The sequence below is a fragment of the Streptomyces sp. P1-3 genome, from assembly GCF_050613155.1.
Lineage (GTDB): Bacteria > Actinomycetota > Actinomycetes > Streptomycetales > Streptomycetaceae > Streptomyces.
In genome coordinates, this window is record NZ_CP192512.1 from 2657587 (window position 1) to 2672195 (window position 14609).

General features: G+C 73.0%; 15 protein-coding genes. 7 read left to right on the top strand and 8 right to left on the bottom strand.

The features are described from left to right. Nucleotides 1-27 precede the first annotated feature (27 nt). Nucleotides 28-1161, top strand: coding sequence for a magnesium and cobalt transport protein CorA (locus ACQUSR_RS10920; protein ID WP_431042368.1), 1134 nt, complete (start codon nt 28-30; stop codon nt 1159-1161). Here the strand turns inward: ACQUSR_RS10920 and ACQUSR_RS10925 are convergent. After that, on the bottom strand, nt 1139-2080 hold the full coding sequence (locus ACQUSR_RS10925; protein WP_431047503.1) for a DMT family transporter: 942 nt from the start codon (nt 2078-2080) through the stop codon (nt 1139-1141). The genes ACQUSR_RS10920 and ACQUSR_RS10925 overlap by 23 nt on opposite strands. A 160-nt stretch (nt 2081-2240) precedes the next feature. Between ACQUSR_RS10925 and ACQUSR_RS10930 the strand changes: the two genes are divergently transcribed. Then, nucleotides 2241-2768 (top strand): hypothetical protein, encoded by a 528-nt coding sequence (locus ACQUSR_RS10930; RefSeq protein WP_431042369.1) that lies wholly within the window; start codon nt 2241-2243, stop codon nt 2766-2768. 12 nt (nt 2769-2780) lie between these two features. Here ACQUSR_RS10930 and ACQUSR_RS10935 read toward each other — a convergent pair whose 3' ends face one another. Continuing rightward, nucleotides 2781-3512, bottom strand: a complete 732-nt coding sequence (locus tag ACQUSR_RS10935; RefSeq protein ID WP_431042370.1) for a hypothetical protein — start codon at nt 3510-3512, stop codon at nt 2781-2783. A 138-nt stretch (nt 3513-3650) separates the two neighbouring features. Here ACQUSR_RS10935 and ACQUSR_RS10940 point away from each other — a divergent pair, with 138 nt between their 5' ends. The 3 genes from ACQUSR_RS10940 to ACQUSR_RS10950 are packed head-to-tail and all read left to right on the top strand — an operon-like array spanning nt 3651 to nt 6705. Beyond that, the gene (locus ACQUSR_RS10940; RefSeq protein ID WP_431042371.1) at nt 3651-4964 is read left to right on the top strand and encodes a magnesium transporter MgtE N-terminal domain-containing protein; all 1314 of its coding nucleotides are present in this window, start codon (nt 3651-3653) and stop codon (nt 4962-4964) included. Next, the gene (locus ACQUSR_RS10945) at nt 4954-5478 is read left to right on the top strand and encodes a DUF1003 domain-containing protein (protein ID WP_431042372.1); all 525 of its coding nucleotides are present in this window, start codon (nt 4954-4956) and stop codon (nt 5476-5478) included. The genes ACQUSR_RS10940 and ACQUSR_RS10945 overlap by 11 nt, the downstream gene beginning before the upstream one ends. A gap of 57 nt (nt 5479-5535) precedes the next feature. Beyond that, a complete protein-coding gene (locus ACQUSR_RS10950) occupies nt 5536-6705 on the top strand; it encodes an Mrp/NBP35 family ATP-binding protein (protein ID WP_431042373.1) in 1170 nt (389 codons plus the stop codon). Nucleotides 6706-6812: 107 nt separating this feature from the next. On the opposite strand, the gene ACQUSR_RS10955 is transcribed toward ACQUSR_RS10950, so the two are convergent. From ACQUSR_RS10955 to sigE, 5 genes are all read right to left on the bottom strand, one after another. Further along, nucleotides 6813-7514, bottom strand: a complete 702-nt coding sequence (locus ACQUSR_RS10955) for a hypothetical protein (RefSeq protein ID WP_431042374.1) — start codon at nt 7512-7514, stop codon at nt 6813-6815. A gap of 134 nt (nt 7515-7648) precedes the next feature. Continuing rightward, nucleotides 7649-8152, bottom strand: coding sequence for a sec-independent translocase (locus ACQUSR_RS10960; protein WP_431042375.1), 504 nt, complete (start codon nt 8150-8152; stop codon nt 7649-7651). A 181-nt stretch (nt 8153-8333) separates the two neighbouring features. Further along, on the bottom strand, nt 8334-10541 hold the full coding sequence (locus tag ACQUSR_RS10965; protein WP_431042376.1) for a trypsin-like peptidase domain-containing protein: 2208 nt from the start codon (nt 10539-10541) through the stop codon (nt 8334-8336). 153 nt (nt 10542-10694) lie between these two features. Next, a complete protein-coding gene (locus tag ACQUSR_RS10970; RefSeq protein WP_431042377.1) occupies nt 10695-11537 on the bottom strand; it encodes an anti-sigma factor family protein in 843 nt (280 codons plus the stop codon). After that, on the bottom strand, nt 11534-12316 hold the full coding sequence (gene sigE, locus ACQUSR_RS10975) for an RNA polymerase sigma factor SigE (protein ID WP_431047504.1): 783 nt from the start codon (nt 12314-12316) through the stop codon (nt 11534-11536). Before sigE ends, ACQUSR_RS10970 begins: the two co-directional genes overlap by 4 nt. Nucleotides 12317-12447: 131 nt before the next feature. Here sigE and ACQUSR_RS10980 point away from each other — a divergent pair, with 131 nt between their 5' ends. Then, nucleotides 12448-13113: an O-methyltransferase gene (locus ACQUSR_RS10980; RefSeq protein ID WP_431042378.1), complete on the top strand. Its 666-nt coding sequence runs from the start codon at nt 12448-12450 to the stop codon at nt 13111-13113. Between the two features lie 196 nt (nt 13114-13309). Here the strand turns inward: ACQUSR_RS10980 and ACQUSR_RS10985 are convergent, their stop codons facing one another. Beyond that, the gene (locus tag ACQUSR_RS10985; RefSeq protein ID WP_003966491.1) at nt 13310-13477 is read right to left on the bottom strand and encodes a DUF3117 domain-containing protein; all 168 of its coding nucleotides are present in this window, start codon (nt 13475-13477) and stop codon (nt 13310-13312) included. A 308-nt stretch (nt 13478-13785) separates the two neighbouring features. Between ACQUSR_RS10985 and ACQUSR_RS10990 the strand changes: the two genes are divergently transcribed. Beyond that, the gene (locus ACQUSR_RS10990) at nt 13786-14589 is read left to right on the top strand and encodes an enoyl-CoA hydratase-related protein (protein WP_431042379.1); all 804 of its coding nucleotides are present in this window, start codon (nt 13786-13788) and stop codon (nt 14587-14589) included. Nucleotides 14590-14609: the final 20 nt, after the last annotated feature.

The following is a 14609-nucleotide window of genomic DNA, read 5'->3' on the forward strand; positions in this document are numbered from 1 at the left end:
GACGGCCGGCCCGTGAAGGAGCCCGCCATGTCGATGATCCGCGACCTGCGCGCCGCCGTCCGTCCCACCCTGCGCCGCGGCCACGCGCCGACCACGTACGACTCCACCCGCGACCCGTCCGTGTCGAGCGCGATCGTCGACTGCGCCGTGTACCGCGAGGGCAAGCGGGTCAGCGACCACGTCGGGCCGTCCGAGGCGATGGCCCGGGTGCGCGCGGAGGGCGGCTTCGCGTGGATCGGCCTGCACGAGCCGACGGAGCGTGAGTTCGCCGGTATCGCCCAGGAGTTCGGGCTGCACCCGCTCGCGGTCGAGGACGCCGTCCACGCCCACCAGCGGCCCAAGCTGGAGCGGTACGACGACACCCTGTTCACCGTCTTCAAGACGATCCACTACGTGGAGCACGCCGAACTCACCGCCACCAGCGAGGTCGTGGAGACCGGCGAGGTCATGTGCTTCACCGGCCGGAACTTCATCGTGACCGTGCGGCACGGCGGCCAGGGCTCGCTGCGCGCCCTGCGGCACCGGCTCCAGGACGACCCGGAGCTGCTGGCCAAGGGCCCGTCCGCGGTGCTGCACGCCATCGCCGACCAGGTCGTCGACGGCTATCTCGCGGTCGCCGACGCCGTCCAGGACGACATCGACGAGGTGGAGATCGACGTCTTCTCGGCGACGAGCGGATCGGGCGGGTCCGGCGGGTCCGGCCGCGGGGCGCGGCGCGGCGGCGACGCCGGGCGCATCTACCAGCTCAAGCGCGAAGTACTGGAGTTCAAGCGGGCGGTGTCCCCGCTGCTGCGTCCGATGCAGCTGCTGAGCGAGCGGCCGATGCGGCTGGTGGACCCGGACATCCAGAAGTACTTCCGGGATGTCGCGGACCACCTGGTCCGGGTCAACGAGCAGGTGCTGGCCTTCGACGACCTGCTCAACTCCATCCTCCAGGCGAACCTGGCGCAGGCCACCGTGGCGCAGAACGAGGACATGCGCAAGATCACGGCGTGGGCGGCGATCGTCGCCGTACCGACCATGATCTGCGGGGTCTACGGCATGAACTTCGAGCACATGCCCGAGCTGAAGTGGAAGTACGGCTACCCGACGGTGATGGTGGCGATCGTCGGGGCCTGCTTCGCCATCCACCGCAGCTTCAAGCGGAACGGGTGGCTGTAGGACCGGTCGGCCTCCGCCTGCCGAGCCGGTCGGCCAGGATCACCAGCGCCAGCCCGGCCAGGATCACCAGCAGCGCCGGATAGGCGACCGGCGGCGGCGTCTGGCCCAGCCAGAGCGCGGCGATCAGGGCCGCGCCCGGGGTCTCCAGGAGGATCGCGGTCGAGGTCACCGACGGGCCGAGCCCCTTGACCACGCGGTTGATGAGCGAGTGTCCGAGCAGCTGGGCGGTGAGCGTGAGCAGCGCCAGCTTGGCCCAGGTCTGGCCGCTGTAGCCGCCGAGCGAGGCGCCCGAGAGCAGGCAGGCGGCGAGCAGCAGCACGGCGGTGACGGTGTAGCAGACGTAGGTGTACGCGGTGGTGCTCACGGTCCGGCGCACCTGTGCGCCGAGCACCACGTATCCGGCGCCCGCCACGCCGCCCGCCAGCGCGAGGCCGTCGCCGGCGAGCGCGCGCGGCGACAGGGACAGGTCGACGCCGGTGAGGATCACGACGCCGAGGAAGGCGACCGCCATGCCCGCCCAGGCCAGGGCGGGCGGCCGGTGTCCGAGCAGCCGCAGCAGCAGCGCCGTCCAGATCGGGGTGGTGGTGACCAGCGCGGTCGAGGAGGCGACGGAGGTCATGTGCAGGCTCGGCAGCCACACCCCGAAGTGCAGCGCGAGCAGCCCGCCCGCGGCGGCGGACAGCAGCAGGGCCTTGCGGCCCATGGCGGTCAGCTCCGCGCGGTGCCGGGGGCGGAGCAGGACCAACGGGGTGAGCACGCCGACCGCCATGGCGTTGCGCCAGAACGCGATGGCGAGCGCGGGGGCGGCGGTCGCGGCGATCAGCGGGGCCGACAGCGAGACGCCGGCGATGGCGACGGCGAGGAGGAGGACGTCGAGCGGGACGGCGGCGGGGCCGGCGGCGTCGACCGGCGCGGATATCCGGTCCGGTGTCGTGGCACGGTCGGCGGTTCCGGCGGCGGTACGAGCGGTGGGCACCCCATCAGCGTAAAGCGCGTGGTAGGGCCACGGAACCGCGGATCGATGCACGGGACGGCGGGCGGGTGGGGGCGGACCCGCCACCCGGGCCTAAGGTGAGGCCATGACACAGACGCTGATGGACCGCGCCCTCATCGAGGAGGCCACGAAGAAGTCCGCCCTGATCTGGGTCCAGGGCCCCGGCGGCGCGGAGCGCCCACTGTGGCATGTCTGGCACGACGGCGCGGCCTGGCTGGTCGGCGGCCCGGGCGAGCAGCCGCTCGAAGGGCTCGGCCTCACCGACGGCGGCACCGCCACCGTGACCGTACGCAGCAAGGACAAGGGCGGCCGGCTGGTGGCGTGGCAGGCCCGGGTGAGTGAGCCCGCCCCGCGCAGCGAGGCGTGGACCGCGGCCGTCGAGGAGCTCAAGGGCAAGCGGCTGAACGCGCCGGACGCCGAGCGGATCGTCGAGCGGTGGGCCGGGGAGTGCCGGGTGCTGCGGCTGGAGCCGGTGCCCGGCCCGGTCGCCCCGCTGCCGGACGGATCGCTGGCCGCGCCCCCGCTGCCGACGCCCGCGATCACCCGCCGCCCGATGCCGGCGGCCCTGCCCAAGCTGCTGGCGCGGCGGCGGCGCGCCGCGAAGAAGCCTTAGGCCCGCGAAGGACTAAGCCCGCGACGGGAGCTGCCGCCCGTAGTCGACGACGTCGTCCTTGTCCGGTGCGGCGAGGGCGAAGTCCTTGTTCCACTCCGTGAGCTGGATGACGCCCGCGCCGCCCGCCCGCTGGAGCCGCAGCGGGTACGGGGTGCCCTCCAGGGAGACGTCGAGCGAGCCGCCCGAGCCCTCCGCGGCGAGGATCCGGATCGTACGGACGCCGCCGAGCTCGCCGCGGTCGCCGGTGGCGAGTTCGCCGTGCATGGCCAGCAGACCGTCCAGCAGCACGCGCTTGTCGGTGAAGCCGCCGAGCTGCTTGTAGGAGGGGTCGCCGACCGGGACCTTCACGTACCGGTCCTCCAGCTTGGAGGCGGCGGCCTGGTCGGTCTTGGAGCCCTCCTGCCGGGACCAGAAGTCCGCGCCGGCCTTGAGATAGAGGTCCTTGCCCACGCGCAGCAGCTCGAAGGTGCCGTCCTTGGTGGAGACCTGGCCGGTGCCGCCGTCGCCCTTGAGGCGCATGTCGAGCTTGTAGGACTGCCCCTTGGTGACGAGGGTGCCGGACAGGTGCACCGCGTCGGCGCCGTTCGCCGCGCTGCGGGCCTTGGCCTCGATCTTCGTGGCCGGGAGCTTGCCCACGCCGTTGGTGCCGGCGTCGGGGTCCTTCTTCTCGCCGCCGCAGCCCGCGAGCGTCGCGGTCAGCCCCACGCACATCGCTCCCACGAGAGCGGCGTTCCGGATGCGCACGTCTGCTCTGCCTCCTGATGCCGGTGCAGTGGGCAGCGTACCCGTGCCGGGTGCGCGTACCCGCAGGCAGCCGGGCGGCTGCGCGTGCGACAGCGGGGCAGGCCGGGGCGCGTTAGCCTGAATCCGGATTGGGCTGATATGCGGGGGCTGGGAGGTGTGCGCGTGGGTGCGGGCGGTTCCAGGGTCTTCGTGTCACATCTCGCGGGTGTCTCCGTCTTCGACCCGAACGGCGACCTGGTGGGCCGGGTCCGCGATCTCGTCGCGATGCTGCGCCTGGGCGGCCGCCCGCCGCGCGTCCTCGGCCTGGTGGTCGAGGTGGTCAGCCGCCGCCGGATCTTCCTGCCCATGACCCGGGTGACGGGGGTGGAGTCCGGCCAGGTCATCACGACCGGCGTCGTCAACATGCGGCGCTTCGAGCAGCGCCCGACCGAGACGCTGGTGCTGGGCGAACTGCTCGACCGGCGGGTGCGGCTGGTGGAGGCGGACGAGGAGGTGACCGTGCTGGACGTGGCGATGGTGCAGCTGCCGGCCCGCCGCGACTGGGAGATCGACAAGGTCTTCGTACGGCGCGGGAAGGGCGGCGCGCTGCGGCGGCGCGGGGAGGCCCTGACCGTCGAGTGGTCGGCCGTCACCGGCTTCTCGCTCCAGGAGCACGGGCAGGGCGCGGAGAACCTGCTGGCCACCTTCGAGCAGCTGCGGCCCGCGGACCTGGCCAACGTGCTGCACCACCTGTCCGCCAAACGGCGCGCGGAGGTGGCCGCCGCCCTCGACGACGACCGGCTGGCCGACGTCCTGGAGGAGCTGCCCGACGACGACCAGGTGGAGATCCTCGGCAAGCTCAAGGAGGAGCGCGCCGCCGACGTGCTGGAGGCCATGGACCCGGACGACGCGGCCGACCTGCTCTCGGAGCTGCCGGAAGCGGACAAGGAACGGCTGCTGGGGCTGATGCGGCCCCGCGACGCGGCCGACATGCGGCGGCTGATGTCGTACGAGGAGCGCACGGCGGGCGGCCTGATGACCACCGAGCCGATCGTGCTGCTGCCCGACGCGACGGTCGCGGACGCGCTGGCGCTGGTGCGCAACCGGGACCTGTCCCCCGCGCTGGCCGCGCAGGTGTACGTGTGCCGGGCGCCGGACGAGACGCCGACGGGCCGGTACCTGGGCCTCGTGCACTTCCAGCGGCTGTTGCGCGACCCGCCCTTCACCCTGGTCAGCTCGCTGGTCGACACCGATCTGCGGCCGCTGCCGCCGGACGCCCCGCTGCCCCTGATCACCAGCTATCTGGCCACGTACAACATGGTGGCCGCGCCGGTCGTGGACGAGAGCGGATCGCTGCTGGGCGCGGTGACCGTCGACGACGTACTGGACCATCTGCTGCCGCAGGACTGGCGGGAGCGGGAGCTGCACAGCGCGGACGTGCCGGACGTGGAGGGGGCCGCCGGTGGCGGATGAGGCGAGCCGGCTCTCCCGGCCCAAGGAGCCGCGTCGGGCACGGCTGCCCAGGTGGGACCCGGAGGCGTTCGGCAAGGCGTCGGAGCACATCGCCCGGTTCCTGGGCACCGGCCGGTTCATCGCGTGGATGACGGTCTTCGTCTTCGTGTGGGTGACGTGGAACACCGCGGCTCCGGACCGGCTGCGGTTCGACGAGTTCCCCTTCATCTTCCTGACGCTGATGCTGTCGTTGCAGGCGTCGTACGCGGCCCCGCTGATCCTGCTGGCCCAGTACCGGCAGGCCGACCGCGACCGCGTCACCGCCGAGCAGGACCGCAAGCAGAACGAGCGCAGCATCGCCGACACCGAGTACCTCACGCGCGAGGTCGCGGCGCTGCGCATGGGGCTGGGCGAGGTCGCGACCCGGGACTGGCTGCGCTCGGAGTTCGAGGAGCTGATCAGGCAGATGGAGCTGCGGGCGGCGGCGGTCCGCGCCGGGCGCCAGGAGGCTCCGGGCCGGGAGCCCGGAGAGTGAGGAAGGCGACCGCTGAAGCCTTACCGACTCGTACGGTGAGCGCCGTACCATCGGGGCATGGCTACCGACACCACCGATTCCACCCCCGCCGCGGCCCCGTCCGAAGAGGCGGTGCGCGCCGCGCTCGCCACGGTGAACGACCCGGAGATCCACAAGCCGATCACCGATCTCGGCATGGTCAAATCGGTGGACATCGCGGCGGACGGCGCGGTCGCGGTGGTGGTCTATCTGACCGTGTCGGGCTGCCCGATGCGGGAGACGATCACCAAGAACGTGTCGGAGGCCGTGGCGAAGGTCCCCGGGGTCACCCGCGTGGCCGTCGACCTGGACGTGATGAGCGACGAGCAGCGGCGTGAGCTGGCCGCCTCGCTGCGCGGCGGGCAGGCTGAGCGCGAGGTGCCGTTCGCCAAGCCCGGCTCGCTGACCCGGGTGTACGCGGTGGCGTCCGGCAAGGGCGGCGTCGGCAAGTCGTCGGTGACGGTGAACCTGGCCGCGGCGATGGCGGCGGACGGGCTGAAGGTCGGTGTCGTGGACGCCGACATCTACGGCCACTCGGTGCCGCGGATGCTGGGTGCCGACGGCCGGCCGACCCAGGTCGAGAACATGATCATGCCGCCGTCGGCGAACGGCGTGAAGGTCATCTCGATCGGGATGTTCACCCCGGGCAACGCCCCGGTGGTGTGGCGTGGGCCGATGCTGCACCGCGCGCTCCAGCAGTTCCTGGCGGACGTGTACTGGGGCGACCTGGACGTGCTGCTACTTGACCTGCCGCCGGGCACCGGGGACATCGCGATCTCGGTGGCGCAGCTCGTGCCGAACGCCGAGATCCTGGTCGTCACCACGCCGCAGCAGGCGGCGGCCGAGGTCGCCGAGCGGGCCGGTTCGATCGCCGTGCAGACCCACCAGAAGATCGTCGGCGTCGTGGAGAACATGTCCGGGCTGCCGTGCCCGCACTGCGACGAGATGGTGGACGTGTTCGGCACGGGCGGCGGCCAGGCGGTCGCCGACGGGCTGACCCGGACCACCGGCACGAACGTCCCGGTGCTGGGCTCCATCCCGATCGACGTACGGCTGCGCGAGGGCGGCGACGAGGGCAAGCCGGTGGTGATCACCGACCCGGACTCGCCGGCCGGCAGCGCGCTGCGCTCCATCGCGGGCAAGCTGGGCGGGCGGCAGCGCGGTCTGTCGGGCATGTCGCTGGGCATCACCCCGCGCAACAAGTTCTGAGAGCGAAGCCTTCTGAGGACGCATGAGTAAGGGGCGGTCTCCCTGAGAGGCCGCCCCTTACACGTGTCCGCACACGTGTCCGCACACGTGTCCGCACACGTAGTGGCTCACTCGTACGCGGCGATGTCCTTGACGACCGAGAAGCCGAGTCCGTAGGCGCTCATACCGCGTCCGTACGCCCCCAGATGCACCCCTTCGCTGGCGGAACCGGCCAGCACCCACCCGTACTCCGACTCGCGGTAGTGGAAGTCCGCCGGAACGCCGTCGACCGGCAGGGACAGCTGCGACCAGCCCTCGCCGCCCACCTCGTCGGCCAGCTCCCAGGCGATCGCGGTCTGCTGGTCCAGCCACTCCTGGCGCAGTGCGTGCTCCATGCGCGACGGCCAGGTGCATGACAGCAGGCCGGAGCCGGCCAGCCAGGCGGCGGAGGAGACCGAGGTGGCCTCCAGGGTCCCGGTGCCGTCGGCGCTGCGCCGCAGCGGGCGGCTGGCGACGGTCACGACCACCGCGAAGCGCCGCTTGCCGGGCACCTCGCCGTCCGTCTCGACGCGCCGGGACGGCTCGTCGCCGTGGCCGGTCGAACCGTGCTCGACGGTGCCGTCCACACTCGCGACGGCCTGCATCAGCCAGCGCGGACCGGTGAACGCCTCGTCGAGGCCGTACCACGGGAACGCGGCCATGAGATAGCCGTCGATCTTGCGCCGGGCCTCCGCGGGCATCCCGTGCGCGACCGACGCGGATGGCAGGGCGGATGTACCGGGTGTACTCGCCACCGCCTCCTGTACCCCTGTCCGACTCGTCGTCTCCATCTGCGCGGAGCCTCCTCGTTGCCCTGCTCGTGGGCGGCCCGCCCCCCTCAGGCGACCTCACCCTGGACAATGGGAGGATAGCCATACGGGACGAGTACCTCGGGCATACGGGGACTCAGGTGGGTCGGATCGACTCAGGTGGCGTCGGAATCGAACGGCGGGTGGTCGGCCGCCGGGGTGTCACGCTTGCGGAGCAGGTCGGAACCGCCGGAGGAGCCCGAGCCGGTGGCCGCCGAGCCCGTGGTCCCGGAGCCCGTGGCCCCCGAGCCGCTCGCCGCGGAGCCGGACGCCGAGCCCTGCGCGGAGTCGCGGTCCCCGCCGTTGACCGCGTCGGCGACGTCCGCCATCTCCTTGCGGAGGTCGAAGCCGTTGCGGATCTCCTTCAGGCCCAGCTCGTCCTTGTCGAGGATGTGCTTGCGCGCGAACGTCTTCGGATTGAGGTCCTCGAACTCGAAGTCCTTGAACTCCGGGCCGAGCTCGGAGCGGATGTCCTGTTTGGCGCTGTCGGAGAACTCGCGCACCTTGCGGATGAAGCCGGCGACGTCCTGGATCACCTTGGGCAGCTTCTCCGGGCCGAAGACGAGCACGGCGAGGACGACGAGCGCGATCAGCTCTAGGGGTCCTATGTCGAAGAACACCTTGCAGCTCCTTGAGACGTCCGAGGCCGGCGGGCCAGGCCAGTGAACACGGTACCTGCCTCCGGGGGCGAGACGGGAGAGAGCCGGGACGCCGGGGCGGACACGAGCCCCGGAGCACGCCGCCGCCCCCGGGCGGACACCCACCCCGGGGCACGCCGAGGCCCCGGGGCGGCCGGGGATGTCACCCGCGGTCCGCCGTGCCGAGGGTGAGCGACACGGTCCGCTCCTCGCCGTCCCGCTCCAGCGTCAGCCGGAGCCGGTCGCCGGGCCGGTGGCTGCGGATCTTGACGATCAGCTCCTGGCCGCTGTGCACCCGCACCCCGTCCACCTCGGTGATCACATCGCGCGGCTTGATCCCGGCCTTGTCACCGGGGCCGCCCGGAGTCACCGGGGGGCTGCCGTCGGCGCCCTTGGTGTTGACCCGCGCGCCGTCACCGGTGAAGCCCATGTCGAGCGTCACACCGATCACGGGGTGGGTGGCCTTGCCGGTGTTGATCAGTTCTTCGGCGACCCGCTTGCCCTGGTTGATCGGTATGGCGAAGCCCAGCCCGATGCTGCCTCCCTGGCCGGGGCCGAGCCCGGTGCCGTCGTCGGCCGCGCGGATGGCGCTGTTGATGCCGATCACGCGCGCCTTGGAGTCCATCAGCGGGCCACCGGAGTTGCCCGGGTTTATCGGGGCGTCGGTCTGCAAGGCGTCGACGTAGCTGACGTCGCTGCCGTCCTCCTTCTGACCGCCCGCGGTGATCGGGCGCTCCTTGGCACTGATGATGCCGGAGGTGACGGTGCCCGCCAGGTCGTACGGGGCGCCGATGGCCACGACCGGGTCGCCGACCCGCACCGAGTCGGAGTTGCCCAGCGGCAGCGGCTTGAGCCCGGAGACGTTGTCGACCTTGACGACCGCGAGGTCATAACCGCTGTCCCGGCCGACGACGTGCGCCGGGGCCGTCTCGCCGCCGCTGAACGTGACCGATATGTCGCCGCCCGAACCGGCGGGCTCCACGACGTGGTTGTTGGTGAGGATGTGGCCGCGGCCGTCGAGGACGAAGCCGGTGCCGGTGCCCTGCTCGGAGCCTCCGCTGACGTGGATGGTCACGACGCCGGGCAGCGCGCGGGCGGCGATGCCCGCGACGCTGTCCTTGTCGCGCGGCTCCTTCTCGGCAGGCGGCTGCGACAGCTCCACGTCGTCGCCGATGACGCCCCCGTTGCGCTCCAGATAGGCGCCGATGCCGCCGCCGACACCGCCCGCGAGCAGCGCGATCAGCAGAGCGCCGACGAGAAGCCGGGCCCGGCGGCGCGGGGACGTCCGCTGCGGCACGGCCGGCGCCGCCGCGCGCGGTGCGCCCCACGGGTCGTACTGCAGCCACTGGCCACGCGGCACGGCGGGTTCGGCGGCGGCGGGCGGCTCGGGGACGGCGGGCGCGACCGGCGGCAGCTGGGTCCCGTGCGCGGGCGTCATCCCGGGGACGGCGGGCGCGACCGGGGGCAACTGGGTCCCGTGCGCGGGCGTCATCCCGGCGGTGGGCGGCAGCGGGGTGCCGTGGGCCGGGGTCACGCCGGGGTGCTGCGCCGCGGTCGGCGGCTGGTGGGGGGCCGGGGGCAGGTGCGTACCGTGCGCGGGGGTCGCCACCGGGCGCTGCACGGGCGGCGCGGGCGCCCACGGCCCGGGGCCACCGTACGGCGGGGTGCCGTACGGGTCCGGGGCGTGCAGGGGCCTCACGGGCGGGGCATCGGCCGGGGTGCCGTGCGCGGGGGTCACATCGGCCGAGGTGCCGCGCACGGGCGTCACACCGGTCGAAGTCCCGTGCGCGGGCGTCACACCGGTCGAAGTCCCGGTCAAGGTCCCGTGCGCGGGCGTCACACCAGCCGAAGTCCCCTGCACGGGCGTCACGCCGCCCTCGCCGCTTGCGGCGAGCGGCCGCCCCTCGGCTGCGGGCACAGCGTCCTCGGGCTCGGCATCGGAGCCGAGGCCCTGCCCCGCGCCGGACGCGGCCGCGCCGTCGGCCGCGGACACCGGCTCCGGCCGGCTGCCAGGTCCCGCGCTGGAAGCGGCCGCCACGTCATCCGCGAGGCCGGCGCGGGCCTCGGCATCATCCGCGGTGTCGGCGTCAGCCTCGGCATCCGCCGCACGGACGTGGTCCACACGCCGCTCGGCGCCGTGTTCCGTACCCGGGACGGCCTCGGCGCCATGCGTGATGCCGCCGTCGGCGGCGGCGTCCTCCGGAGCGGCCTCACCAGCGCCACCGCCCGCGGCATCGAGCCGGTCCGGGTCGGCGGAGTGGGCCCGTGAGGGATCCGGTGCCGGTGCGGCGGGCGCCGGCTGGTGCGCGGAGCGCACCGCCGGGCGGCTCCACCATTTCGGCTTGGGCCCGGGGGCCTTCCCCTCGTCCATGATCTCCCCAGAGTTCCCCGCGACGCGGCGCGGACTGCGCGGTCTCTCAGCAGCCGTCCCCGCCATCGGGGCACGCCGCCCGAAGCGATTCAACCAGGTCTGCCGCTCCTCGCGCAGTGTCCCGCCGGCGCGAGGCCGGCGGGACATGCCGCGTCATTCGGCCTCTGACAACGGCCACAGCTGCCGGGTCGCCGAGAGTACGGGCTGGACCACGGGCGGCAGCATGCCGTGCGAGGACAGCCGCTGGCCCGCGTACAGCGGGGTCGGGGCTTGTTCCGCGGGCGGGGACGCGGACGGCGTCGCGGAAGCCGGGGCCGCGGTGGCGGCGCCGGGCGTCGCGAGCGCGCCCGGGCGGCTGCCCGCGTCGACTCCGCTGCGCAAGCCCACCTCACGGCGCGTGTTCTCGCGCATCCCGAGCACCGCTGTCATGCCGCCGGACCTGGCCGAGGCCGGGGTGACCGCGCTCCGCGCGCCCTGCGCGCGGCTGCGGGTGGAGTCGGCTCCCGTGTCCAGCACCAGTGTGCCGCCGAGCGCGAACGCGGCGAGGGAGACGGCCCCCGCGGCCGCGAACGCGAAGCGCCTGCCGCGCGCCGGGGGACGCGCCACCTCGTGGATGCGGAAACCGCGCTCACGGGGTGGCGAGGGCAGATAGGCCAGTGACTCCTGCCGCGTGCCGAAGCCGCCCGTACCGCCGCCGAACGGGCCGTCGCGCCCGTCCGCACCGCCGCCGTCCTGCTGGTCGTCGCCGTCGAGCACGCTGCCGGGCAGGCCGTGCAGCCTAGCCAGCAGGCCCTCCGAGGGCGGTGGCGCGGCTGTCCGCGCGAAAACGCTCTTCACCTGCCGCTGTGCGTCGGCTTCCGCCTTGCACCGCGGACAGGTCGCCAGGTGCGCGAGGACTCGCTCGCGCGCATCATGTCCCAGTTCGCCGTCGACAAGAGCCGAGAGGCGGTCGCCGAGATGCTGCTCGGCGGGGGACGGACCGCCTGATCGGGTCACGCGATTCCGACCTCCCCGCTGAGCCCGGGGCCGGAGGCGCCCAGGGACACCGAGGCGGCGGCGCGCTGCTCCGCACGGGCCACGGGCGCGCGGTGCTTGAGCGCCTTGCGCAGGTGCGAACGGCCGCGGTGGATACGGCTGCGCACGGTGCCCAGCTTCACCCCGAGGGTCGCGGCGATCTCCTCGTACGACAGCCCCTCGATGTCGCACAGCACGACGGCCGCGCGGAACTCCGGCGCCAGGGTGTCCAGGGCCTGCTGCACATCGGCGTCGAAGTGGGTGTCGTTGAAGTGCTGCTGCGGCGAAGGCTCACGGCTCGGCAGCCGCTCCGCCGCGTCCTCGCCCAGCGCGTCGAAGCGGATCCGCTGGCGGCGCCGGACCATGTCGAGGAAGAGGTTGGTGGTGATGCGGTGCAGCCAGCCCTCGAACGTGCCCGGGGTGTAGGTCGACAGCGAGCGGAAGACCCGGACGAAGACCTCCTGGGTCAGGTCCTCGGCGTCATGCTGGTTGCCGGTGAGCCGGTACGCGAGGCGGTAGACCCGTGCACTGTGCATGCTGACGATCTCCTCCCAGGTGGGAGGGGTCCATCCCGCGCCATCCGCGTCGGTGGCAAAGGTCGCGGTGGTAACGGACTCGGCGGAGCGGGCGTGGTCAGCGGTGTCGGTCACGGATCTCGGCTCGACCGCCGACCTGCGAAAGCGCCTCAGCACTCTCCGGTCACCGGGCGCAGCCGCACCTCCCCTGTCGGCTCTGGTGGTGTCCAGTAGAGCCCCTACCATATCCACCTCGCCCGTTAGCTCCGGATAAGCAATTTTGACCTGCATTTGGCCTTGGTCCATCTCATCCCCCCGTCCTTCTCCAACGCCTGATCCCATCTGCGGGTTCCCGCGCGCAGCGGATACAGTCACGGTTGCGTCAACTACGGGGACAGGAGAGGGCCATTACCGGCAACCGGCAGACGAGCTGGGCGTTCGCCGATGCGTTCGTCGCCGAGGACGCAGCCCTGCGCTGGGCCCGTGACCGGGCCCGTGAAGCGGGACTGCGCTCGGTGTCGTCCGGCACCGGTGCGGCCCTGCGGCTGCTCGCCGCGACGGCGGACGCCAAGGCCGTCGCCGAGATCGGCACCGGGACCGGCGTCTCCGGAATCCACCTGCTGCACGGCATGCGGCCGGACGGGGTGCTGACGACCGTGGACACCGAACCGGAGCGGCAGCAGTTCGCCCGGCAGGCGTTCCGGGCCGCGGGCTTCGCCGGGAACCGGGCCCGTTTCATCCCCGGCCGCGCGCTCGATGTCCTGCCGCGCCTGGCCGACGGCGGTTACGACCTCGTCTTCTGCGACGGGGACCGTCTGGAATGCCTGGACTACCTCGCCGAATCGTTGCGGCTGCTGCGGCCGGGCGGGCTGGTCTGCTTCGAGGGCGTCTTCGCCGACGGGCGCACCGTGGACTCGGCGATCCAGCCCGCCGAAGTGCTCCGGCTGCGCGAATTGCTGCGCACCGTACGGGAGAGCACCGTGCTGCAGTCCTCGCTGCTGCCGGTGGGCGACGGCCTGCTCTGCGCGGTGAAGCGCGGCTGACCCGGCCGTGCGGCACGACTGACCGGTCGGCGACCGGCGGCCCCCTGGCGGCTGGCCCCGCTCCCTCGTATCCGGTCCACGCCCGCGACGCCGTGCCGGGCACGCACGCGGAAGCGCCGCTGCCCCGGCAGCCGGTCCGCTGGTGCGAACCGGCTGCCGGGGCAGCGCACGGTGTGGGTGTGGTGGGCCGGCTCCGTCAGCCGACGACCTTCTTGAGGGCGTCGCCGAGCGCGTCGGCCTCATCCGGGGTCAGCTCGACGACGAGTCGACCGCCGCCTTCGAGCGGAACGCGCATGACGATGCCCCGCCCCTCCTTTGTCACCTCGAGCGGGCCATCGCCCGTCCGCGGCTTCATGGCCGCCATGCTCGTTCCCCTTCCTGAAACCAGCTCATCGTCCGCCGACGGCCCCATGGAGGCACCGTGTGACCGGCATCGAACACATTGCTTCTTCGTCATTATCCCGCATGGCATGACCCAAAGACCAACATCGGGCCGCGATCGCTCCGCGACGCGTTCCCGCAAAACCACCCAATTCGGGGAGCGGCCTGCGATACTCCGCCCCCACCGCGCCCGAACGCCGGGGCGGTTCCTTTGACGCAGGTCACATGTCCGGCATCCGTGATCTCCGGCATGCTGAGCGCTGACGACGCGACGGAGAGGACCCAACCCCCATGGCCGACACCGTGCTGTACGAGCTGACCGACGGACTGGCGACGCTCACGCTCAACCGCCCCGACGCCATGAACGCCCTGAACATCGAACTGAAGGTGGCACTGCGGGACGCTCTGCGGCAGGCGGCGGACGATCCCGCCGTTCGGGCCGTCCTACTGATCGGCAGCGGCCGGGCGTTCTGCGTCGGCCAGGACCTCAAGGAGCACATCGGGCTGCTCGCCGAGGCGGCCGAGCGGGGCGACGGCGGTCAGGTCATGGGCACGGTCAAGGAGCACTACAACCCCATCACCGAGGCCATCGCGACCATGCCGAAGCCGGTGGTCGCCGCCGTCAACGGCGTGGCTGCGGGGGCCGGGGCGGGCTTCGCGTTCGCCGCCGACTACCGGATCGCCGCCGACACCGCGTCGTTCAACACCTCCTTCGCGGGTGTCGCGCTCACCGCCGACTCCGGGGTGTCGTGGACCCTGCAGCGCCTGGTCGGCCCCGGCCGCGCCGCCGACCTGCTGCTCTTCCCGCGGAACGTCAGCGCCGAGGAGGCACTGGAGCTCGGCATGGTGAGCCGGGTGGTGCCCGCGGCGGAGCTGGCCGACGAGGCGATGGCGGTCGCCAGGCGGCTGGCACAGGGGCCGACGGCCGCCTACGCGGCGATCAAGGAGTCGCTGGCGTTCTCCGCCGCCCACGGGCTGGTCGAGTCGCTGGCCAAGGAGGACGAGCTCCAGGTGCGGGCGGGCGCGTCGGACGACCACCGGATCGCGGTCGAGGCGTTCGTGAAGAAGCAGAAGCCGACGTTCCGCGGCCGGTGACGCCGGCCCTTCCCCCTGCC